Here is a 21,668-nt window from a genome sequence, read left to right as displayed (position 1 = left end):
GGAAATTCACCAAATGTTCGATTCGCCGGCTCGAAAGGTCGGCTCGCTCCAGTTCAGCCCGAGCATCTCGTCATAGAGGTCCATGTTCATCAGCACCATGAACTGCTCGCCGAACTTATCCGGTTCGGCTGCAGCAATAGCACCAACACGTTCCAACGCATCAAATCCCTGGCGCGGCACCTGCACGGTATACGGCTGGAGCTCACGGGCGATTCCCCCAATGCTTTCGGCGTGACTCAGTTGCTTGATGGCGTCACGCGCCTGCTGATCGAAGGGAATGATCACCGCACGCTGCGTGTTCTCGATCATGCGGAACTTCTGCTCCAGCGTTTCGAACGGCAGCCCTTCCAATCGCCCCTTTTCGCACAGGCCAAGAAGATCGTGCCGGTCCAGTGCCTTGTCGCCCTGCTGCCAGTAGAGCAGGCGGAAGTAGGCCTCGATGGCATCCAAAGAGAGCGGATCGTCACGGTGACTTCTGAGCACTTCGCGGCTGACCTGGGCGAACTGCTCGAGCTCCGGGGGTGGGGCCCAATCATCGTTGGCCATGGCGAACACGAGCACTTCACTGTCGGCTATATGACGCTTGCCTTCACGGTTGCAGCGCCCGGCGGCCTGAGCGATGGAATCGAGCCCGGCTTCGGCGCGCAGCACTCGGGGGAAGTCGACATCCACACCGGCCTCGATCAGCGAGGTTGAAACGACGCGGCAGGGCTGGCCATCTTTCAGTTGCTGGCGAATCTCAGCCAGCACCTGGCGGCGATGCAACGCGCACATCGACGTGGTGAGATGATAAGCACCGGGCTGCTCGGCAATCGCTTCGAAAAGCGCCCGGGCATGGCGGCGAGTGTTGACGATGCACAGCACCTGCTCGATGGCGAGCAACTCGTTGCGCAGCGCCTCATCCTCTAGTGTTCCGACATGGCGTACGGTGACACGCTCAAGTTGGCGATAGAGTTGCTGCGGATTGGGTGCCAGCTCATGTAGATCGCGCAGGCCGCCGACAAAGCTGCGCTCGGGATCATCGGTTTCAGCCAGCGCCGGCTGGGTGGCGGTGCACAGCACTACGCTGGTGCGGTAATTGAGCGCGAGTTCGTCCAACGCCGCCACGCTGGGGCGCAGCAGCGGAAGCGGCATGGTCTGTGCCTCGTCGAGAATCACCACACTATTGGCGATGTTGTGCAGCTTGCGGCAGCGCGAGGTCTTGGCGGCGAACAGACTCTCAAAGAACTGTACGGCGGTGGTGACGATAATCGGCACATCCCAGTTCTCGCTGTCGCGTCTGAGCTTGTCGCGGCTATCACGATTGCGCGGCACATCACTGTCGAAAGCACTGTGATGTTCCAGCACGGCAGCATCACCATACTCACCCAGCGCATGACGAAACACAGCGGCGTTCTGCTCGACGATACTGGTGAACGGGATCACGTAGATCACCCGATCCATGCCGTGGGTGATGGCGTGATCGAGCGCGAAGGCCAACGAGGCCAGCGTCTTGCCGCCACCGGTGGGCACGGTGAGCGTGAAGCGGCCAGGCGGTTTTTCGGCCTGAGTGCGTACATGGGTCAGTATCTCGCCGCGCCGCCGATTGACATCGCTATTGGCCTTGAAGGCGGCCAGATAGCCATTCAACGCATCGCGCAGTACACCGAGCCCGGGGCCGCCGCCACGCGCATTGGGAAAACCTTTTTCATGCAGGGCGTAGAAATGCTCGGTATCAATGAAGTCGGCATCGACCAGGCAAGAAAAAACCATTCGGGCAAAGAATGAAAGCTGGAAGTGGAAACGTCTCTTCTGCCACTCGAAAGAATCCGGCGGCCGTAATTCGCCGGGCAGGGTTATCTCTTGCTGCCAGACTGGTTCAAGCGGTGGTAGATCCGCCTCCAGACGGCCTTTCAGTGGTGTGCGTTCTCCACAGTCCCGACCGTTGGCTAGTCCGGCATGATGCCCTGCTATCAAGTAGGCCAGCAGGTGGCCCAGCTGCGGATATTTTTCAATCGCAATATGAGCGCCGGCCGTGGAATGATCGACGCGTTCCGGAGAGCCCTCTAGTCGACGCTGGAAAGGAGAGGTGTACTTGCCGATATCATGCAGCAAGCCAGCTGTGAGCCCCCACTCAGGAGCACCAAACCGACTTGCCCGCTTGGCGGCCATATAGCCCACCATCCTCAGATGGCTCTCCAGGGTCTGCCAGTTGGATTTGTCGGGTATCGATGTGGAGTGTGCGTAGAACATGCGTCCCTGCCATCGTCGAATCATCCTTCATCTAGCTAAGCATTCCTAATACAGTTCCTCCACCCTTGGAAATGCATCCACTGTACTGATCAACCCGGTCCTACCCCGAGTCATCCACCTCGCTCCTCCATAGACGGAGTCTTCATGAACGACGCATCGCTTCCCTGGGACACCCTAGCCCGCTATCGCCTAATCGAGATCTTGGCCTTCTGGGAGGGCCGGGTGGTGGCCTCGCAGATCGGCGAGGCCTTCGACATCGGCCGCCAGCAGGCCCAGAAGGTGCTGCGGAACTATCGCGAGGAGGCGCCGGAAAACCTGACCTACGACGAGTCGCGGCGCGGCTTCTTGCCCACGGTGGCATTCCGGCCACGCTTTACCCGGAACCGGGTCGAGGAATACCTGCATCTGCTGAGCGCGCATGCGGACCTGGACTCGCCCTTCGCCGGCCTGGGGCTGGGCGCGGCGGACACCGAGTCGCTGCCGCTGCCGAGCCGGGCGGTGAATCCTTATGTCGTGCGCGAGGTGGTCAAGGCGGCCAGGGCGGGGCGCCGGCTGGAAGTGGTCTATGCGTCCTTCCGCAACCCCGCCGGCGAGGAACGCATCCTGGTGCCGCACACCCTGGTATTCGCCGCCGGGCGCTGGCACGTGCGCGCCTACTGCGAGAAGCATCGCGACTATCGGGACTTCGTGCTGAGCCGCTTCCGCGGCATCCCGGAAGATAGCGGTGAAATGCTCGACGAACATGGCAAGAACGGCGACGATGCCTGGCAGACGCGGGTGGAGGTGTGCCTGATTCCGGACCGCCGGCTGCCGCAGGAGGAACGCGACCTGCTGGCGGTGGACTACGGCATGCGCGACGGCGAGCTGACGCTCCACTGCCGCGGGCCGCTGGTGCTCTACGCCCTGCGCGAGCTGGGCGTGAACCCGCACCATGTAGAGGGTGAACCTCGCGCCCAGCAGATCGATATCGCCAACCGCGAGGCACTGGCGGAGTGGATCCACTGGGCCTGAGCCGGCATGATGCCCTCTCCCGCTTTGCCCTCTCTTAGCCCCATCCCCCACGAGGAGTCTCCATGTCGACCGTGTTCGCTCGCCTCAAGGACCTCGCTTCGTCCCGCATCGGCCTGGGCGCCATGAACCTCTCCCACGGTTACGGCAGCCCGATGCCGGAGCCCGAGGCGGTGCGCGCCCTGCAGGCGGCCGTCGACATGGGCTATCGCCACGTCGATACCGCGACCCTCTACGGGGCCACGGCCAACGAGTCGCTGGTGGGCAAGGCGCTGGCGAGCCGGCGCGACGAGATCCTGCTGGCCAGCAAATGCGGCATGGCCATCGATCCCGAGCAGGGCAAGAAAGTGATCGACGGCCGCCCGGCGACGCTGCGCCGGCAGTGCGAGGCGAGCCTCTCGCGGCTGGGCACCGATCATGTGGACCTCTACTACCTGCATCGCTGGGACAAGCGCGTGCCGATCGAGGAGAGCGTGGGCGAGCTGGGGCGTCTGGTGGAAGAAGGCAAGATCCGCGGCGTCGGCCTGTCCGAGGTATCCGCCGCGACCCTGCGCCGGGCCCGGGCCGAGCATCCCATCGCCGCGGTGCAGTCGGAGTACTCGCTGTGGACGCGCAACCCGGAGATCGGGCTGATCGCGGCCTGCCGCGAGTCGAACACCGCGCTGGTGGCGTTCAGCCCGCTGGGCCGGGGCTTCCTGTCCGGCGCGGTGGAAGACCCGGCGCGCCTGGAGGAGAGCGACATGCGCCGCAGCATGCCGCGCTTCAGCACCGAGCATTTCCCGCACAATCTGCACCTGCTGGACGACCTCAAGGCCGTGGCGCGAGAGCAGGACGCGACACCCGGCCAATTGGCCCTGGCCTGGCTGCTGGCCAAGGGCGACGACGTCATCCCCATCCCCGGCTCGCGCTCCGTCGCGCACATGCGCGAGAACCTGGCGGCGGAAGCGCTGCGCCTGGACGCCGCGACCGTCGCCCGGCTGGACGCCATGTTGACGCCCGATCAGGTGATGGGCGGCCGCTACGGCGCGGCCGCGCAGGCGGACGTCGACACCGAGGAATTCGGCGCCTGACCCCGCCTTCCTTGCCCCCAGGCCGGGGCAAGGACGCCGGAAACAAAAACGCGGGGCACGCCAACGGCGTGCCCCGCGTCATTCAGCAACGATCAGACGTCAGAAGGTGTAGACCACCCCGGCGGTGACCATGTCGATATCGCCAATCTCGTCGGTATCGAGGCGTTCGATCTCAACGCGGCCGGTGATGTCGAGCAGCTCCACGCGCGCGCCCAGGCCGTAGACCGGGTCGGTGCCGGAATAGTCATGGGTCAGGCCACGGCCGCGACGCTCGGCGTCCCAGTCGGCCATGCCGGCCTTGGCGTAGACGCCCAGCGGGCCGAAGCTCAGCCCGGCCACGCCCATCGCCTCGAAGGCGTCCACGTCCAGCGAGCCGGAGCGGCCGTCCACCTCGCCGTGCAGGGTGTCGCCGTTGACGTAGCCGAGCTCGGCGCCCAGATCGAGGAACGGCAGCCAGCCGACGTTGTAGCCGGCGGTCAGCTTGACCATGTCGGCTTCGTCGTCGAAGTCGTCGTCACCGTGCATCTGGCCGAGGGCGCCGCCCAGGTAGACGCCGGTGGTGCCGGTGGCGAAGGCCGGCGCGGCGGTGATGGCCAGGCCGGTGGCCAGGGTGGCGGCGAGCAGGGAGCGCAGGGGCGTCTTGCGGGTCATGGCGATTCCTTTCGGGCACAGGGAGTGAGCGCGCAGTGTAGCGCGCCGGCCGTCGACGGGTCAGGTCGCAGGCGGCTCGGCGGCCGCCGCATGGGGCCGAACCGGCCGGCCGGCACGGTGCTAGCCTGCAGGACATCGACGCTCGTCCCTGCTCATGGCGGCATCGGTGATGATATCGATGCTGGCGAGCGCCAATATTGTTATGTTATAACGCATGCCACTTTTGCGGAGACGTTACACCATGGCGCATCGACCCCACCGCCATCGCCCCGAGGGGCCCTGTCATTTCTCGCTGATGTCGCTGTCCGCGCCGCGTCGTCTGCTGCTGGTCGCCGCCCCGCTGGCGGCGCTGTGGCTGGCAGTGGCCTGGGCGACGGGAGAATTCGCCTGATGGCCCGCCTGCAACTGCACGACCTGCAGCTCGCCCGCGGCGGGCAGACGGTGGTCGAGCACCTCGACGGCCGCTTCCAGGACGGCGCCATCACCGCGCTGATCGGCGCCAACGGCGCCGGCAAGAGCACCCTGATCGCCGCCATCATGGGCATGCTCAAGCCGGTGGCCGGCCGCGTGGAATGCCGGGTGCCCAAGGAGCGCTGCGCCTGGCTGCCCCAGCAGCTGGCCCTCGACCTCTCCTTCCCGATGAGCGTGGAGGAGCTGATCATGAGCGGCACCTGGCCCAGTCATGGCGCCTTCAAGGGCTACTGCGGCCCGCACTATCGCCGCGGCCGCGAGATCATGGCGCGGCTGGGCATCTCGCACCTGGCCCACCGCCAGCTCGGCGAGCTCTCCGGCGGCCAGCGCCAGCGCGCGCTGATCGGCCGCACCCTGATGCAGGAGGCCGAGCTGCTGCTGCTCGACGAGCCCTTCGCCAACGTCGACATCGAGACCGTCGAGGTGCTGACGGAGGTGTTTCGCGACATGGCGGCCCAGGGCGCCACCCTGATCGTGGTGCTGCACGACATGGAGCAGCTCTCGCGCCTGGCCGACGACGTGCTGATGCTCGCCGGCGGCCACGGCCGCTGGGTCAGCCCCGAGGCGCTGCTCGAGCACAGCGCCGGCCAGCCCGCCCGCGCCCCGCGCCTGCCCTTCGACTTTTCCGAGGTTTCCCATGCTGGCTCTGCTTGACGCCTGGTTCATCGCTCCCTTCGACTACGGCTTCATGCAGCGCGCCCTGGTGGCCGGCCTGGCACTGTCGCTGGCCGCCCCGGCGCTGGGCGTGTTCCTGATGCTGCGCGGCATGAGCCTGATCGGCGATGCCATGTCCCACGCCATCCTGCCCGGCGTGGCGCTGGGCTTTCTGTTCGCCGGCTTCTCGCTGCCGATGATGAGCCTCGGCGGCATCCTCTCGGGGCTGCTGGTGGCGGTGCTGGCCGGCAGCGTGTCGCAGATGACCGGCCACCGCGAGGACTCGGCGATGGCCAGCTTCTTCCTGATCTCGCTGGCCGCGGGGGTGATGATGGTCTCGCTGGCCGGCAACAGCGTCGATCTCACCCACGTGCTGTTCGGATCGATCCTGGCGGTGGACTCCACCGCGCTGCTGCTGATCGCCGGCATCGCCAGCCTGATCGTGGTGTCGCTGGCGGTGATCTTCCGCGCCCTGGTGGTGGAATGCCTGGACCCGCTGTTCCTGCGCGGCCAGGGCGTGCGCGGCGGTCTGGTGCACGGCGTCTTCCTGGGGCTGGTGGTGCTCAACCTCACCGCCGGCTTCCAGACGCTGGGCACCCTGATGGCGGTGGGCCTGATGATGCTGCCGGCCACCACCGCGCGCTTCTGGAGCAACCGCCTGGAAGGATTGATCGTGATCGCCATCGGCGTGGCCATGGTGGCCAGCGCCGGCGGCCTGCTGCTGTCGTACCACCTGAGCCTGCCCTCCGGCCCGGCGATCATCCTGATGGCCGGCGTGGCCTATGTGCTCTCGGCGCTGTTCGGCCGCCAGCACAGCCTCGCCGCCCGCTTCCGGCGCCGCGCCGCGCCGCTGGAAGCGCCCACGCCGTCGTCCTGACGCCCCTCTTCGCCCCTTTCGTTGCCACGGAGCCACCGATGCCCTTCGCCAAGCCCATTGCCCTCGTCGCCGGCGCCGCCGCGCTGCTGCCCCTGGCCGCCGCCCAGGCCGACGAGCGCGTCCACGTGCTGACCAGCTTCAGCGTGCTCGCCGACATGGTCGAGCAGATCGGCGGCGACCACGTCGACGTCTCCTCGCTGGTCGGTGCCGACAGCGACGCCCACGTCTTCACCCCGAGCCCCACCGACGCCCGCGCCCTGGCCGAGGCCGACCTGGTGGTGCTCAACGGCCTGCAGTTCGAGGGCTGGATGTCGCGCCTGGTCGAGGCCAGCGACTACGACGGGCCGACCGTGGTGGCCACCGACGGCATCGAGCGGGTCCTCGGCAACACCGAGCACGCCGACGGCCACGATCATGATCATGCAGAACACGGCCATGCAGAGCACGGCCATGAAGAACACGACGATCATGACCATGCCGGCCACGCCCACGTGCATGACGGCATGAACCCGCACGCCTGGCTGGACCTGGGCCTCGGCGAGCTCTACGTCGACAACATCCGCGACGGCCTGATCGCCGCCGACCCGGCCCACGAGGCCGACTACCGCGATCGCGCGGCGGACTATCAGCAGCGCATCGACGCCCTGGACGCCGAAGTCCGCGCGCTGATGGACGAGCTGCCCGAGCACACCGCGGTAATCACCGGCCACCAGTCCTTCACCCACTTCTCCCGCGCCTACGGCGTCGACTTCCTGTCGCCGGCCGGACTCTCCACCGAGGCCGAGCCCAGCGCCGCGCGCATGGCCGAGCTGATCGAGGTGATCCGCGGGCACGGCGTCCAGGCGCTGTTCCATGAGAACATGACCAGCCCGGCGATCATCGACCAGCTGGCCGAGGAAACCGACCTGCCGATCGCCGGCACCCTCTACTCCGGGGCCCTGGCCGCCGAGGGCGAGGCCAGCACCTGGCTGGGCATGGTTCGCCACGACGCCGAGCTGCTCCACAGCGCCCTGGCCGCCCCGGATCAGGAACACGATCACGAGCACGGCGACCACGACCACTGAGCCGCCGCCCGCGCACGCACACGCGGCGCCGCCCTCGGGTGGCGCCGTCGTCGTTTCGGGCGCGGCCGTGCGAAGATGACCCCGTCGCTCACGCTCGGGAGAACCCCATGAACCTGCTGGATGCCATGACCGTCTTCGTGCGGGTCGCCGAGCTCGGCAGCTACACCCGCGCCGCGGAGGCGCTCGACCTGTCGCGCACCCGCGTCTCGCGCCAGGTGATGGCGCTCGAGGAGCATCTGGGGGTGCGCCTGCTCCAGCGCACCACCCGCCGGCTGCACCTCACCGAGGCCGGCGAGCGCTACCTGCTGCGCGCCCAGGGCATCCTGCAGTCGCTGGAGGAGGCCGAGGCGGAGGTCGGCAGCGGCGTCAGCGAGATCCGCGGCCGGCTGCGCCTGAACGGGCCGATGAGCTTCGGCACTCGCCACCTGGCGCCGCTGGTGGCGCGCTTCATGGTCGAGCACCCCGCCCTGGAGGTACGCCTGGACCTCAACGACCGCCGGGTCGACCTGCTCGAGGAGGGCTACGACCTGGCGATCCGCATCGGCAGCCTGCCCGACTCCAGCCTGGTGGCGCGCCGCCTGACGCGCTGCAAGCTGGTGCTGTGCGCGTCCCCGGAATACCTGGCCGAACACGCCGCCCCGCGCCGCCTGGCGGACCTGGAGCAACACCGCTGCCTGCGCTATCGCCCCGGCGGCCGCGGCGGCGAATGGCAGTTCATCGACAGCCGCTTCACGGTGCACGGGCCGCTGGAGAGCAACAACGGCGACGTGCTGACCCACGCCGCCGAGGCCGGGCTCGGCATCGCCCAGCAGCCCAGCTTCCTGATCACCGACAGCATCCGCGAGGGCCGGCTGGTGCCGATAGAGCTCGAGGAAGCCGCGCCGGCGCTGGACGTACACGGCCTCTATCCGGCCCGCCGCCACCTGCCGGCCAAGGTCGACCGTTTCCTGGCCCTGCTGGCCGAAGCCTGGGGGGATCCGCCCTCGTGGGAGCGCGAGCTGGGGCTCTAGACGGGGCTTGGCCGGGACCGCCGCGTCGTTCGCCGCTGTTGCTGCCGCTCATGGCTGCCACGCTTTGTCGCTAAAAGCGCAACAGTCATGTGCCATGACAGACGATTATCGCCGTCAAGATCGCGTCTAGAGTGTCCTTCATATCAAGACATCGTGCCTCGACGGAGACTTCCCCATGACCACTCAAACCGCTCGCCCCGCTTCCGCTCCCGTTTCTCACTCCGCCACCCCATCGGCCTCGCTGGACCGCCTGCAGCCGGCGGCCATCACCCTGCTACGCCTGTCGCTGGGCCTCATGGCGATGGCCCACGGCCTGCTCAAGGTGTTCGTGTTCACCGTGCCCGGCACCGTGGGCTACTTCGAATCCCTCGGCCTGCCCGGCGAGTTCGCCTACCTGACGATCCTAGCCGAAGTGGGCGGCGGCCTGGCCCTGCTGCTGGGCATCTACACCCGCTGGATCGCCCTGGCCCTGATCCCGACGCTGCTCGGCGCCGTCTGGGTGCACTCCGGCAACGGCTGGGTGTTCTCCAACGAGGGCGGCGGCTGGGAGTACCCGCTGTTCTGGGCCATCGCCCTGCTGGTACAGGCCGGCCTTGGCGGCGGACGCCTGGTGCTCAGCCGCCGCTTCGCCTGAACCCGCGGCGCGGATAACACCACCCAGGCCCAAGACGCCGCCCGCCCGGGCGGCGTCGCTCACTGCCTCCCCTCCGCCCTCCACACCAGACCAGGAGACCACGATCATGTTGCCCAGCCTGTTCATCTCTCACGGTTCGCCGATGCTGGCGCTGACCCGCACGCCGGCCCACGATTTCCTGCGCGAGCTGGGCGGCTCCCTGAACCCTGACGCCGTGGTAGTCGTCTCCGCCCACTGGAGCAGCCGCCGCCTGATGGTCAGCGTCAGCGAGCGCCCCGAGACCCTCCACGACTTCGGCGGCTTCCCCCGCGCGCTGTTCGAGTGCCGGTACCCGGCGCCGGGCGCACCCGAACTGGCCCGGCGCCTGGCCCGCGAGCTCGACGCCGTGCCGGTGGAACGCGGCCTGGATCACGGCGCCTGGGTGCCGCTGTCGCTGATGTTCCCCGAGGCCGACGTGCCGGTGGTGTCGCTGTCGCTGCCGACGACCTGGTCCAACGCCGAGCTGGTGGCCCTCGGCGAGAAGCTCAAGGCGCTCTTGCGCAAACCGGAGGGCAAGGAGAACGTACTGGTGATCGGCTCCGGGAGCCTGACCCACGACCTGCGCTCGCTGCTGCCGTTGGACGCGCCGATGCCGAGCTGGGTCGGCGAGTTCGCCGACTGGACCCACGACCGCCTGGCCGCCGGCGAGCGCGAGGCCCTGCTCGACTGGCCGGCAGCGCCCCAGGCGCTGGCCAACCATCCCACGCCAGAACACTTTCAGCCGCTGCTGGTGGCCATGGGCGCCGGCGGGCCCGCCGAGCGGCTGCACCACAGCGTCGAACACGGCGTGCTGGCGATGGATCTCTACGCCTTCGCTTGACGCACTTTTCGGGCGCCACCAACGAACGAGGCCGCCCCGAAGGGCGGCCTCGTCGCGTCACGCAAAGTCAGCGCGTGCATCAGGCTTGCGGAATCTCCAGCGCCTGCTGCACCGCCGGCCAGGCCGGCTCGCCGTCGCGGGTGGTCACGCCGTCGAGGAAGGCCTTGACCCGGGCCGGATGCTCGCGCAGCCACTCCAGGGCCACCGCATCGGGCTCGCGCTCCTCGTAGCTGAAGCCGAGGATCATCTGGCTCTGGTCGTCGGCGCTGAAGCTCAGCTGATCGAGCAGCCGGGTGGCATTGGGATGGGAATCGGCGAAGTCGGTGGTCACCAGCGTCTTGACGTCGCTGGCGCCCTGATTCGGCCCCCACATGTCTTCGGGATCATCGAGATACTTCACGTCGTATTCGATGTTCATCCAGTGCGGCGTCCAGCCGGCGAAGACGATCCACTCGTCGCGATCGATGGCGCTCTTGGCCGCGCTCAGCATGCCCGGCGTGGAGGTTTCGGAGAGGCGCCAGTCGCCCAGGCCGTAGGTGTCGTTGTCCACCGCCTCGTTGAGGATCTCGCTCATGCCGGTGCCCGCCTCGATGGAGTAGACGGTGCTCTCCAGCTTGTCGGCATATTCCGGGTCGTCCAGCTGCTCGGCGGAGGTCAGGCCGGCCTCGTAGACGTAGGTGGGCACGGCGAAGCCGAGGCGCGCGCCGTTCACGTTGTTGCCCAGATCCTTCAGCACGCCCTCTTCCATGGCGGTGTCGTACATGCCCTTCTGCGCGGGCAGCCAGCCGGCGAGGAAGACATCGACCTCGCGCTGGGTCAGCGCCTCGTAGGTGATGGTGGCACCTAGCTCGGCCGACTGGGGCTCATAGCCCAGGGTCTCGAGCAGGGTGGAGGCCAGGGCGGTCTTGACGGTCACGCCGGGCCAGGACGGCACGGAGAAGCGGACCTGGGCCGATTCTTCGGCCTGGGCCAGGCCGCTCATGGCCAGCAGGGAGCCGGCCAGCGCGAACGCGAGGGGGCGGTGGGACAGGGACATCGGGACTCCTTGGCGGGATGCGCCGTGGTGAAACACGCCGCAGACCCTAATGCCCTGACGCTATATCGACAAGCCGGATCGTCAACGCTCGGCGACGATCCGGCGCCGGCGTCAGTCGCCCTTGCCGACCATCTTGGCGGCCTCGACCACCTCGATCCAGTAGCCGTCCACGTCCTTGACGAACACCACGTCCTTCATCTTGCCCTGGTCGGGGCGCTTGATGAAGGTGACCTCGTTGGCGTCGAACCAGGCCACCGCGGCCTCCAGATCCGGCACCGTGAAGCAGATATGGCCGAAGCCCTGGGGCTCGGCGTTGCCGTCGTGGTAGGCGAAGTCCGGCTGGTCCTCGGTGCCCCAGTTGTGGGTCAGCTCCAGCAGCCCCTTCTGGGAGAAGGTCCAGACGGTGCGCTCGTCGACGTTCTCCGGCACCTGGTCACCCTCCTCGAGCCTGGCGAGGAAGTAGAGCGTGAACTGCATCTCCTCGAAGTCGAGGCGGCGCAGCACGCGCATGCCGAAGACCCGCGAATAGAAGGCCAGCGCGGCCTCCGGATCCTTGACCCGCAGCATGGTGTGATTGAGACGGAAGCCGTCGCTGTCGCCGGTGGGCGTCTTGACGCCGGGATGTTGCTCGCCTTTGAAGCTCATGGAATCTCCTTGTCAGAGGTCAGGCAGGGTCGGGACTGACGCGATGCCTCAGGTATGGAGGCAGGACGACGACTTTTCCACCCCGAGCGCGCCGTCTGACCCGAAGCATTTCGATACACAGGTTATACACCGCGTGCCATGCACGCCAGAGGCCCGCCTCATCCCGATGCCGGGCGATGCCATCGTTCGCCATGCACAATCGCTGACTGGCGAGGGCATGACCCAGGTTCTACATTTTCTATACATCTGCCGCCATCCACTCGGCCGCCCTCCGTTCGGCCACCATCGGGAGCTCGAGATGACCGCCATCGACCAGACCCTCGGGGATCACATCACCATCAAGGAACTTTCCAATGCCCTCGGCCACGGCTTCTCGCCGATCGTCGAGGTGGAATCCATGGACGGCATCTACACGGTGCGCTTTCACCACGCCAACGGCATCTCCACCCTTTCCGACAAGCAGGGCAAGACCTGCACCTTCCTCGGCACCGGCGAGATCCGCGACCTGCTGGGCGGTCTTGGACTCACTCACGGCGTGCTGACCTGGGCGGACCAGTGCGGCGACGAGATGATCGGCGTGCCCGGCCATGCCATGACCCCGGACGAGATGCTGACCCACGGCACACGCATCGCTTTCCGCTGATGTTCACAGCCGCCGGCAAGGCGGCTAGGCTGGGAACGACGAGAGGGAAAACGGACGCCGATGCCCATGCCAGCGATCTCCGCCTCAACCGCCCCGGCGCTCGCCGCCGCGGCCCGCCTCGAGCGGCTGATGCCGCTGGTGATGCTGGCGCTGATGCTGACACTCGCCGGCTGCGCCGGGCCCCAGCTGGCCACCCGCGACGCCGGCGGACTGTCGATGGACCGGGCGCTGATCCTGGCCGAGGCCCGACAGGCGCTGGGCACGCCCTATCGCTATGGCGGCACGGATGCCAGCGGCCTGGACTGCTCGGGGCTGGTACAGCGGGTCTATGCGCGAGCCGGCATCTCCGTGCCGCGCACCTCGCGCCGTCAGTTCGAACGCCTGCCGTCGATCGACGAGGCGCGCCCCGGCGACCTGCTGTTCTTCGACACCGCAGGCGGCGGCGATGCCAGCCACGTCGGCATCTACCTGGGCGACGACGAGATGATCCACGCCCCGGGCCGCGGCCGCCAGGTCAGCGTGACCTCGCTGTCGCTGGGCTACTGGCAGCAGCATTTTCTGGGCGCCGCCGCGCCGGCGCCCTGAGCGGCCGTTCCGGCCTCTCGATGGTTTCGTGATCCGACGCATGGCACTTCAAACACGATTCAGGAGGACACCATGGCACTGCGACTCGGCGATATCGCCCCTGACTTCACCCAGGAAAGCACCGAAGGCCCGATCCACTTCCACGAGTGGGCCGGCGACAGCTGGGTGATCCTGTTCTCCCACCCCAAGGACTTCACCCCGGTGTGCACCACCGAGCTCGGCGAGGTCTCGCGGCTCAAGCCGGAGTTCGACAAGCGCAACACCAAGGCCATCGGCCTGTCGGTGGACCCGCTGGAGGATCACAAGGCCTGGGTCGGCGACATCCAGGAGACCCAGGGCTGCGCCCTGAACTTCCCGCTGCTGGCCGACGCCGACCGCAAGGTCAGCGACCTCTACGACATGATCCACCCCAACGCCAACGACACCCTGACGGTGCGCAGCGTCTTCATCATCGATCCGAATAAAAAGATCCGCCTGATGCTGACCTATCCGGCCAGCACCGGTCGCCACTTCGACGAGATCCTGCGCGTGCTCGACAGCCTGCAGCTGACCGACTCGCACAAGCTGGCCACGCCGGTGAACTGGAAGCCGGGTGACGACTGCATCATCGTGCCCGCGGTCAGCAACGAGGAGGCCGCCAAGCTGTTCCCCGAGGGCTGGGACGAGCAGAAGCCCTACCTGCGGCTGGTCAAGCAGCCCGGCAAGTAAGCAGCTGTCCCGAGACGACGCCGGCCCAAGTGCCGGCGTCGTCGTTTCCGACCGATGCAGCGCCCGCCCATACGCACGAGCTGTGCCGAAATGGCATGTGCCGAAATAACATATGAGTATGAATAAATCGTCCTAAACGAGACTTATGGAATAAGCTAATGCTGCGTAGCATTATTCTTTCACGCATCCGGTAGAGGCCTCCGCATGTTCCGACACATCCGCCGCCTGGCCCTGCTGGCCGCCCTGTCCCTGAGCTTGTCCCTGGGTCTGGCCGGCCAGTCCCAGGCCGACGACACCACCCTCGAGGTCGGCTACATGCCGATTCTGCCCGTCGCCCAGCTGTTCGTGATGGAAGGCGAGGGCTGGACCGACGACGCCGGCCTCGACCTGGAGCTGACCCGCTTCTCCAGCGGCCCGGCCATGGTCCAGGCGCTGGCCTCCGGCGAGCTGGACGTCATGTACTTCGGCATCGGCCCGGCCATGGTCGCCCGCGCCAACGGCGTGCCGATCAAGGTGCTGGCCTCGAGCATCCGCGAGCAGATCGGCGTGGTCGCCCGCGGCCCGCTGGCCGAGCACTTCGCCGCCACCGAAGACGCCGCCCGGGCCATCGCCGACTTCACCGAGGCCGAGGGCCGCCCGCCCAAGATCGCCACCTTCCCCCAGGGCTCGGTGCCGGACACCGTGCTGCGCTACTGGCTGACCGAGCAGCTCGGCATCGGCACCGACGCCGTGAACATCGTCGCCATGGGCGCCGACCGCGTGCAGCAGGCGCTGCTGGCCGGCGCGGTGGACGCCGCCTCGATCCTCGAGCCGATCCTGACCACGGTGCAGCAGCGCGACGACGGCGCCCGGGTGGTGGCCCGCGCCGACGAGATGCTGCCCGGCCAGCCCGGCGCCGTGCTGGCGGCGCGCGAGTCGACCCTGGCCGAGCACCCCGAGGCGATGAGGACGCTGATGGCACTCCATCTGCGCGCCACCCGGATGCTCACCGACGATCCCGAGCGCGCCGCCCCGTCGGTGCGCGAGTTCGTCGGCAAGCGCCTGATTCCGCTGGAGACCGTCGAAACGGCCCTGGCCTCGCCGTCGTCGAACTACGTCGCCGACCCGCACGCCATCCGCGAGGGCACCCGGCGCATGCACGACTTCCAGCTCGAGCAGGGCTCGCTGCGCCAGGCGGTGGACCTGGACGCACTGTTCGACACCTCGCTGTATGACGCCGTGGTCGCCGAGCACGACGACTCATGAGCCGATCCCAGCGCACCCTGCTGAGCCTGTGCGGCCTGGCCGGCTTCCTCGCGCTGTGGGAGCTGGCGCTGCGCAGCGGCCTGCTGCCCGGCAGCCTGGTGCCGCTGCCGTCGGTGATCCCCGGCGTGCTGTGGGCCGAGATCGCCGATGGCATCTGGCTCGAGGTGGTCACCGCCAGCCTCTCCCACTACGCCGCGGGCGTGCTGATCGGTTCGCTCTTGGGCATTGCCGTGGGCGTGGCGGCGGCGCTGCTGCCGCGCTTCAACGCCGTGCACGCCTGGCTGGCGCGGCTGCTGCGCCCGATCCCGCCGCTGGCGTGGATTCCCTTCGCCATCATCTGGTTCGGCATCAACCCCTCGGCGGCGGCGTTCATCATCAGCATCGGGGTGTTCTGGATCAATTACTTCGCCAGCCACAGCGCGGTGCGCTCGGTGGACCCGGGCTACGACGAGGTGGCACGGGCCTTCGGCCACGTCGGCTTCCTGTCGCGGCTCACCCGGGTCAGCCTGCCGGCCGCCGCGCCGGGCATCCTCAGCGGCCTGCGCGCCGGCCTCGGCCAGGGCTGGATGACGGTGGTGGCCGCCGAGCTGTTCGGCATTCCCGGCATCGGCCAGCGCATGATGGAGGCCTCGAGCCTGCTGGCCACCGACATCGTGGTGGTCTACATGCTCACCATCGCCGGCCTCTACGCGCTGTTCGACTTCCTCTTCGTCCTGCTGCAGCGTCGGCTGCTGAGGTGGCAGCCATGAGCGCCCACGCCAACGACCTCGACGCCGCCCCGGTGCTGACCGCCCACGGCATCCGCCTCGGCTTTTCCGACACCACGGTGCTCGACGGCGTCGACCTGGCCGTGCGCCCGCGCGAGTTCGTCGCCATCGTCGGCGCCTCCGGGGTCGGCAAGTCGACCCTGCTGCGCGCCCTGACCGGGCTGCTGACGCCCCAGGCCGGCAGCGTCAGCATCCCCCACGGCCGCGACGCCGACAGCCGCGCCTGGTCGATGGTCTTCCAGGCCCCGCGGCTGTTTCCCTGGCGGCGGGTGCGCGCCAACGTGGAGCTGGGCCTCGAGGGGCTCGAGCTGTCCCGCGACGAGCGCCGCCGCCGCGCGCTGGAGCCGCTGGCGCTGGTCGGCCTCGAGGACTACGCCGAGCGCTGGCCGCATACGCTGTCCGGCGGCCAGCAGCAGCGGGTCGGCATCGCCCGCGCCCTGGCGGTGCGCCCGCGGGTGCTGTTCATGGACGAGCCCTTCTCGGCGCTCGACGCCATCACCCGCCGGCGCCTGCAGCAGGAGCTGATCGACCTGCGCCAGCGCACCGAGGCGGCGATCGTCTTCGTCACCCACGACATCGAGGAGGCCGTGCTGCTGGCCGACCAGGTGATAGTGCTCGGCCGCCAGGTGCCTGACCGCCCGGCCGGCGTGGTGGCGCGCCACGAGATCACGCTGCCGGCCACCGAGCGCCGCGACCATCCCGACTTCGCCGACAACGTGCAGGCCGTCGAGGCCGCCATCGGCGAGCACTGAACGAGGAAACGCCCGATGAGCGACCTGCGCGTCCTGCTCCACGCCCCCACCGCCGATGGCCTGGCCAGGGCCCGGCGCAACGCCCGCAACCTGCTGAACGCGCGCCCCGAGGCCGAAGTGCTGATCGTCGCCAACGGCGCCGCCGTGGCCGCCGCCCTGGCCGAACCCGACGCCACCGACGAGCGGCTGCGGCTGTGCCGCAACTCGCTGAAGGCCCAGGGGCTCGAGAATCCCGACGGCATCGCCGAGGTCGACGCCGCCGTGGTCACCCTGGCGGAACTGCAAATGGACGGCTGGGCCTATATCCGCGCCTGAAGCAGCGGCGCCGGCCCTCGGGCCGGCGTTCTCCTCACTCCTCACTCTCCGCCCCTCGCACCTCACCCCTTCCCCCTTACTCCTTTCCCCTCGCCCCTCCCTCTCAACAAATTCGCCAAATTAAGCGCCGGTTAAGTTGCACATCTCACACTGTCGGGGAATCGTCACGGAGACACCCCGATGTCCTTGACCGCCACACGCTCCACCGCCGAACCGCCGATCGAATGGCGCGAAGCCCGCCACTGGTCGGAACGCCGCCAGCTGGAACAGCTGGTCAGCCACTGCTTCGCCACTCAGCATGACGCCCGTATCTCCCAGTATCTGCCGCGCCTGTTCGGCCTGTGGCAGCAGGAGCACCCCGTGGCCGCGGTAGGCGTGCGGCGCGCCGACGAGGGACGGCTGTTCCAGGAGGGCTACCTCGAGGCGCCCGCCGAGGCCTGCATGACCCAGGCCCTGGGCACGCCGATCGCCCGCGGCCATATCGCCGAGATCGGCAATCTGGTGAGCACCCGCCGTGGCCTGCAGCGAGTGCTGTTTCCCTATCTGATCGACCAGCTCGCGGGCGAGGGCCTGCACTGGGTGCTGTTCACGGCCATCCCGGCGGTGATCAACGGCATCCGCCGCCTGGGCATCGAGCTGATGCCGCTGCGCCTCGCCGATCCGGCCTGGCTGGGCGAGGAGCGCGAGGCCTGGGGCCACTACTACGACCAGCACCCCTGGGTGATGGCCGGCGACCTGCGCCTGGCCCGCGAGCGGCTGCGCACCGCCGGCCTGCTCTCGGCGCTGCGGGAGGACGATCATGTCCGACCGGCGTGAACGCTTCCTCGAGCGCCTGGCCGCCCACGCCGAGCGCGACCCCGAGGCGACGGCGCTGTGGGACGGCACCCAGTGCCTGAGCTACGGCGAACTGGCCGCCGCCATCGACGAACGCCGGGCGCGGCTGGCGGCGGCCGGCGCGAATCGCGTGGGCCTGGCGCTGGACAACGGCGTCGAGTGGGCGCTGTGGGACCTGGCGCTGCTGGCCGATTCGCGCGTGGCGGTGCCGGTGCCGGCCTTCTTCGGCGACGCCCAGCGTCGTCACCTGGTCGAGCGGGCCGGCCTCGATGCCTGGATCGGCTCCGGCGGCGAGGCGCTGGGCTTCGCCACGCCCGGACCCGACGGCATAGCCACCCGCGCGGTGACCGAACCGCCGGCGCTGCACCCTGGCACCACCCGCATCACCTTCACCTCCGGCACCAGCGCCGCCCCCAAGGGCGTGTGCCTGGACACCGAGGCGGTGCTGGCGGTGGCGATGAGCCTCGCCGAGGCGGTCGCCCCGGCCCATATCGAACGCCACCTGGCGATGCTGCCGCTGGCCACCCTGCTCGAGAACCTCGGCGGGCTCTACCTGCCGCTGTGGCTCGGCGCCGGCGTGGCGCTGCCCGGCGCCGCCGAGCTCGGCTGGCAGGGCGCCAGCGGCTTCGACGCCGAGGCCGCGCTGGCGGCCATCGAGCGCTACCGGCCGCACAGCCTGATCCTGGTGCCCCAGCAGCTCCAGGCGCTGGTGGACGCCGCCCCCCGCGCGCCTGAAGGGCTGCGCCTGGTGGCGGTGGGCGGCGCCCGGGTCGCCGCGCCGCTGCTCGAGCGCGCCCTGGCCGCCGGCTGGCCGGTGGCGGAGGGCTACGGCCTCTCCGAGTGCGCCTCGGTGGTATGCCTCAACCGGCCCGGCGAGGCGCCCCACGGCGTCGGCCGCCCGCTGCCCCACGCCCGGGTGCGGCTTAGCGACGACGGCGAGGTCGAGGTGGCCGGCGCCACCATGCTCGGCTATCTGGGCGAGCCGCCGGTCGCCGGCTGGCACGCCACCGGCGACCTGGGCCGCTGGGAGGGCGACGCCCTGGTGCTGGAGGGTCGCCGCCGCGAGGTCTTCATCACCGCCTACGGCCGCAACGTCGACCCCCAGTGGGTGGAGGGCGTGCTCGCCACCCGCCCGGGCATCGCCCAGGCCATGGTCCACGGCGAGGCCCTGCCCCATAACCGGGCGCTGATCGTGCCCACGGCCGCGGGGCTCTCCGACGACTTCATCGACGCCGAGATCGCCGCCGCCAACGCCAGCCTGCCGGACTACGCCCGGGTTGGCGAATGGCGCCGCAGCGCCCCCTTCACCCCGCACAACGACCAGCTGACGGCCAACGGCCGCCTGCGCCGCGAGGCCATCCTGGCCGCCCACCGTGACTGGCTGACCCTCTCCAGCCCGGACGACGCATCACGACCGACGAGGAGTGACCCCATGAGTGCCTATCAACGCCTTCAGGACGCCACCCGCAGCGAACGCGAGTGGCTGCTCGACACGCCCATGATGACCCGCGCCATGCAAGGCGAGGTCGGGCGCGAGGAGTACCTGGCCTTCCTCGGCCAGGCCTACCACCACGTGCGCTTCACGGTGCCGCTGATGATGGCCTGCGGCGCCCGCCTGCCCGACCGGCTGGGCTGGCTGCGCGGTGCCCTGGTGGAGTACATCGAGGAGGAATATGGCCACGAGCAGTGGATCCTCGACGACATCCGCGCCGCCGGCGGCGACCCCGAGGCCGCAGCCGCCGCCACGCCCGATCCGGCCACGACGCTGATGGTGGCCTACGTGCGCGACCAGATCGAGCACGGCAACCCGGTGGCCTTCTTCGGCATGGTCCAGGTGCTCGAGGGCACCAGCACCGCGGTGGCCACCCGCGCCGCCGAGCAGCTCCAGGCCAGCCTCGAGCTGCCCGACGATGCCGTACGCTACCTGAGCTCCCACGGCAGCCTCGACGTCGGCCACCTGGCCTTCTTCGAGAAGCTGATCGACCGCCTGGAGGAGGACGACCTGAACGCGGTGATCGAGGCCGCGCGCATGGTCTATCGCCTCTACGGCGCCATGTTCCGGGGCGTCACCGCCCGCTGCACGGGGGGCACGGCCGCCCAGGAGCTCACCGATGCGCTGGTTTGAGCCGCACTATCTCGCCGAGGGCTGGCCCGGCCAGCGGGTGCTGATCACCGGCGCCAGCGGCGGCATCGGCCAGGCCCTGGTCGACGAGCTCGCCGCCGCCGGCGCCCAGCTGCTGGTCACCGGCCGCGACGCCGAGACCCTGGAGCAGCTGTGCCGCCGGCACCCCGGCCAGGTCACGGCTCAGCCCGCCGACCTCACCCGCGCCGAGGATCGCGCCCGGCTGGTGGCCGTCGCCGAGCGGCTGCATTGCACCATGCTGCTCAATGCCGCCGGCGCCAACCGCGCCGAACTGTTCAAGCACACCGACGACGAGGCCATCGAGCAGCTGGTGGCCATCAACCTGACCGCGACCCTGCAGCTGACCCGCGCCATGCTGCCGCAGCTGTGCCGCGCCGAGCAGGGCCTGATCGTCAACGTCGGCTCGGCCTTCGGCCATATCGGCTATCCCGGCCAGGCCGCCTACTGCGCCACCAAGTTCGCGCTCTACGGCTTCACCCAGGCGCTGCGCCGCGAGCTGGCGGATTCGCCGATCGCCGTACACTACATCGCTCCGCGGGCCACCCGCACCGCCATGAACGCCCCGGCCATGGAGGAGATGAACCGGGCGCTGGGCAACACCATGGACGCCCCGGAAACGGTGGCCGTCCAGATCCGTCGCGCCATCGAACGCGGCCGCAAGGAGACACGCCTGGGCGGCGCCGAGCCGATCTTCGCGCGGCTCAACGCCCTGTGGCCGGGGCTGATCGACCGCGCACTCCGCCGCCAACTGCCGACCATCCGCCGCTTCATCGCGCCGCCCAGGGGACACACGCCATGACCCGACGCCTCGTTTCGCTGACGTTCGCGGCCGTCTCGACGCTGGCCGCGCTGACCGCCGTTCCCGCCGCCGCCCTGGCCATGACGCCCGAGGTCGCCGACGCCGTAGACGGGCTGCAGTCGCGCTGGGCCGAGATTCGCTACGAGCTGCCCGAGAACCAGCAGGAAGACGCCTACGCCGCGCTGGCCGACCGCGCCGAGCAGGCGGTGGCCGCCCATCCGGAGGCCGCCGAGCTGCACACCTGGGCCGGCATCGTGCGCTCCACCCAGGCCGGCGCCAGCGGCGGGCTCTCGGCGCTGAGTCTGGTCAAGCAGGCCCGCGAGGAGCTCGAGACCGCGCTGTCGCTGGATCCGATGGCCCTCGACGGCGCCGCCTATACCAGCCTCGGCGCGCTCTACTACCAGGTGCCGGGCTGGCCGGTGTCCTTCGGCGACGACGACAAGGCCGAGCGCTATCTCCAGCGTGGACTGTCGATCTCGCCCGACGGACTCGACAGCCTGTACTTCTGGGGCGACTATCTGCACCAGCAGGGTCGCGACCAGGAGGCCCGTCGGGCCTTGCGCCACGCTCTCGAGGCCGCGCCGCGCCCCGGCCGGGAGCGCGCCGACGCCGGACGCCGCCAGGAGGTGCGAGCCCTGCTCGAGCAGCTCGACCACTGACAAGGAA

Annotated in this window: 24 protein-coding genes; 20 read left to right on the top strand and 4 right to left on the bottom strand. The window is 69.2% G+C overall.

The genetic code is table 11. From position 1 onward, the window contains the following. Window positions 1–6 precede the first annotated feature (6 nt). Complete coding sequence (locus MYL53_RS14465) at window positions 7–2,232, bottom strand: CRISPR-associated endonuclease Cas3'' (RefSeq protein ID WP_247854650.1); 2,226 nt, start codon at window positions 2,230–2,232, stop codon at window positions 7–9. Window positions 2,233–2,376: 144 nt separating this feature from the next. Between MYL53_RS14465 and MYL53_RS14460 the strand changes: the two genes are divergently transcribed. Then, window positions 2,377–3,243, top strand: a complete 867-nt coding sequence (locus MYL53_RS14460) for a WYL domain-containing protein (RefSeq protein ID WP_247854649.1) — start codon at window positions 2,377–2,379, stop codon at window positions 3,241–3,243. A 62-nt stretch (window positions 3,244–3,305) separates the two neighbouring features. Next, window positions 3,306–4,310, top strand: coding sequence for an aldo/keto reductase (locus MYL53_RS14455; RefSeq protein ID WP_247854648.1), 1,005 nt, complete (start codon window positions 3,306–3,308; stop codon window positions 4,308–4,310). A gap of 99 nt (window positions 4,311–4,409) precedes the next feature. Here the strand turns inward: MYL53_RS14455 and MYL53_RS14450 are convergent, their stop codons facing one another. Next, on the bottom strand, window positions 4,410–4,961 hold the full coding sequence (locus tag MYL53_RS14450; RefSeq protein ID WP_247854647.1) for an outer membrane beta-barrel protein: 552 nt from the start codon (window positions 4,959–4,961) through the stop codon (window positions 4,410–4,412). A 241-nt stretch (window positions 4,962–5,202) separates the two neighbouring features. On the opposite strand from MYL53_RS14450, the gene MYL53_RS14445 reads away from it, so the two are divergent. The 7 genes from MYL53_RS14445 (at window position 5,203) to MYL53_RS14415 (ending at window position 10,530) form a co-directional block, all read left to right on the top strand. Next, window positions 5,203–5,352 carry a hypothetical protein gene (locus tag MYL53_RS14445; protein ID WP_247854646.1) on the top strand — a complete coding sequence of 50 codons (150 nt, stop codon included), beginning with the start codon at window positions 5,203–5,205 and terminating at the stop codon, window positions 5,350–5,352. After that, window positions 5,352–6,086, top strand: a complete 735-nt coding sequence (locus MYL53_RS14440; protein ID WP_247854645.1) for a metal ABC transporter ATP-binding protein — start codon at window positions 5,352–5,354, stop codon at window positions 6,084–6,086. Before MYL53_RS14445 ends, MYL53_RS14440 begins: the two co-directional genes overlap by 1 nt. After that, window positions 6,070–6,963: a metal ABC transporter permease gene (locus tag MYL53_RS14435; protein WP_247854644.1), complete on the top strand. Its 894-nt coding sequence runs from the start codon at window positions 6,070–6,072 to the stop codon at window positions 6,961–6,963. The genes MYL53_RS14440 and MYL53_RS14435 overlap by 17 nt, the downstream gene beginning before the upstream one ends. A gap of 38 nt (window positions 6,964–7,001) precedes the next feature. Beyond that, window positions 7,002–8,027: a metal ABC transporter solute-binding protein, Zn/Mn family gene (locus MYL53_RS14430; RefSeq protein ID WP_247854643.1), complete on the top strand. Its 1,026-nt coding sequence runs from the start codon at window positions 7,002–7,004 to the stop codon at window positions 8,025–8,027. A 107-nt stretch (window positions 8,028–8,134) separates the two neighbouring features. Further along, complete coding sequence (locus MYL53_RS14425) at window positions 8,135–9,037, top strand: LysR family transcriptional regulator (RefSeq protein WP_247854642.1); 903 nt, start codon at window positions 8,135–8,137, stop codon at window positions 9,035–9,037. 175 nt (window positions 9,038–9,212) lie between these two features. Beyond that, window positions 9,213–9,671 carry a DoxX family protein gene (locus tag MYL53_RS14420; protein WP_282103599.1) on the top strand — a complete coding sequence of 153 codons (459 nt, stop codon included), beginning with the start codon at window positions 9,213–9,215 and terminating at the stop codon, window positions 9,669–9,671. Window positions 9,672–9,777: 106 nt separating this feature from the next. Next, window positions 9,778–10,530 (top strand): DODA-type extradiol aromatic ring-opening family dioxygenase, encoded by a 753-nt coding sequence (locus MYL53_RS14415; protein WP_247854641.1) that lies wholly within the window; start codon window positions 9,778–9,780, stop codon window positions 10,528–10,530. A gap of 79 nt (window positions 10,531–10,609) precedes the next feature. On the opposite strand, the gene MYL53_RS14410 is transcribed toward MYL53_RS14415, so the two are convergent. Together MYL53_RS14410 and gloA are read right to left on the bottom strand one after the other, a co-directional pair. Next, the gene (locus MYL53_RS14410) at window positions 10,610–11,566 is read right to left on the bottom strand and encodes an ABC transporter substrate-binding protein (RefSeq protein WP_247854640.1); all 957 of its coding nucleotides are present in this window, start codon (window positions 11,564–11,566) and stop codon (window positions 10,610–10,612) included. Between the two features lie 111 nt (window positions 11,567–11,677). Continuing rightward, window positions 11,678–12,211, bottom strand: coding sequence for a lactoylglutathione lyase (gene gloA / locus MYL53_RS14405; RefSeq protein WP_247854639.1), 534 nt, complete (start codon window positions 12,209–12,211; stop codon window positions 11,678–11,680). A gap of 298 nt (window positions 12,212–12,509) precedes the next feature. Here gloA and MYL53_RS14400 point away from each other — a divergent pair, with 298 nt between their 5' ends. The 11 genes from MYL53_RS14400 (at window position 12,510) to MYL53_RS14345 (ending at window position 21,661) form a co-directional block, all read left to right on the top strand. Beyond that, window positions 12,510–12,854: a hypothetical protein gene (locus MYL53_RS14400; protein ID WP_247854638.1), complete on the top strand. Its 345-nt coding sequence runs from the start codon at window positions 12,510–12,512 to the stop codon at window positions 12,852–12,854. A 66-nt stretch (window positions 12,855–12,920) separates the two neighbouring features. After that, complete coding sequence (locus MYL53_RS14395) at window positions 12,921–13,439, top strand: C40 family peptidase (RefSeq protein WP_247854637.1); 519 nt, start codon at window positions 12,921–12,923, stop codon at window positions 13,437–13,439. A gap of 72 nt (window positions 13,440–13,511) precedes the next feature. Continuing rightward, on the top strand, window positions 13,512–14,147 hold the full coding sequence (locus tag MYL53_RS14390; RefSeq protein WP_247854636.1) for a peroxiredoxin: 636 nt from the start codon (window positions 13,512–13,514) through the stop codon (window positions 14,145–14,147). 204 nt (window positions 14,148–14,351) lie between these two features. Beyond that, window positions 14,352–15,392: an ABC transporter substrate-binding protein gene (locus MYL53_RS14385; protein ID WP_247854635.1), complete on the top strand. Its 1,041-nt coding sequence runs from the start codon at window positions 14,352–14,354 to the stop codon at window positions 15,390–15,392. Further along, window positions 15,389–16,141 carry an ABC transporter permease gene (locus MYL53_RS14380; RefSeq protein WP_247854634.1) on the top strand — a complete coding sequence of 251 codons (753 nt, stop codon included), beginning with the start codon at window positions 15,389–15,391 and terminating at the stop codon, window positions 16,139–16,141. The genes MYL53_RS14385 and MYL53_RS14380 overlap by 4 nt, the downstream gene beginning before the upstream one ends. Continuing rightward, complete coding sequence (locus MYL53_RS14375; RefSeq protein WP_247854633.1) at window positions 16,138–16,911, top strand: ABC transporter ATP-binding protein; 774 nt, start codon at window positions 16,138–16,140, stop codon at window positions 16,909–16,911. The genes MYL53_RS14380 and MYL53_RS14375 overlap by 4 nt, the downstream gene beginning before the upstream one ends. A gap of 15 nt (window positions 16,912–16,926) precedes the next feature. Further along, window positions 16,927–17,226, top strand: a complete 300-nt coding sequence (locus tag MYL53_RS14370; RefSeq protein ID WP_247854632.1) for a DsrE family protein — start codon at window positions 16,927–16,929, stop codon at window positions 17,224–17,226. A 180-nt stretch (window positions 17,227–17,406) separates the two neighbouring features. Further along, window positions 17,407–18,042 (top strand): thermostable hemolysin, encoded by a 636-nt coding sequence (locus MYL53_RS14365; RefSeq protein ID WP_247854631.1) that lies wholly within the window; start codon window positions 17,407–17,409, stop codon window positions 18,040–18,042. Beyond that, window positions 18,026–20,185, top strand: a complete 2,160-nt coding sequence (locus MYL53_RS17345; protein ID WP_345740383.1) for an AMP-binding protein — start codon at window positions 18,026–18,028, stop codon at window positions 20,183–20,185. Before MYL53_RS14365 ends, MYL53_RS17345 begins: the two co-directional genes overlap by 17 nt. Beyond that, a complete protein-coding gene (locus MYL53_RS14350) occupies window positions 20,172–21,002 on the top strand; it encodes an SDR family oxidoreductase (RefSeq protein WP_247854630.1) in 831 nt (276 codons plus the stop codon). Before MYL53_RS17345 ends, MYL53_RS14350 begins: the two co-directional genes overlap by 14 nt. Next, window positions 20,999–21,661 carry a tetratricopeptide repeat protein gene (locus MYL53_RS14345; protein ID WP_247854629.1) on the top strand — a complete coding sequence of 221 codons (663 nt, stop codon included), beginning with the start codon at window positions 20,999–21,001 and terminating at the stop codon, window positions 21,659–21,661. The genes MYL53_RS14350 and MYL53_RS14345 overlap by 4 nt, the downstream gene beginning before the upstream one ends. Window positions 21,662–21,668 lie beyond the last annotated feature (7 nt).

This window comes from Halomonas getboli (assembly GCF_023094245.1).
GTDB classification, from domain to species: Bacteria; Pseudomonadota; Gammaproteobacteria; order Pseudomonadales; family Halomonadaceae; genus Halomonas; species Halomonas getboli.
Note: the sequence above shows the minus strand (reverse complement) of the source record. Positions and strands in the feature narration are given on the sequence as shown.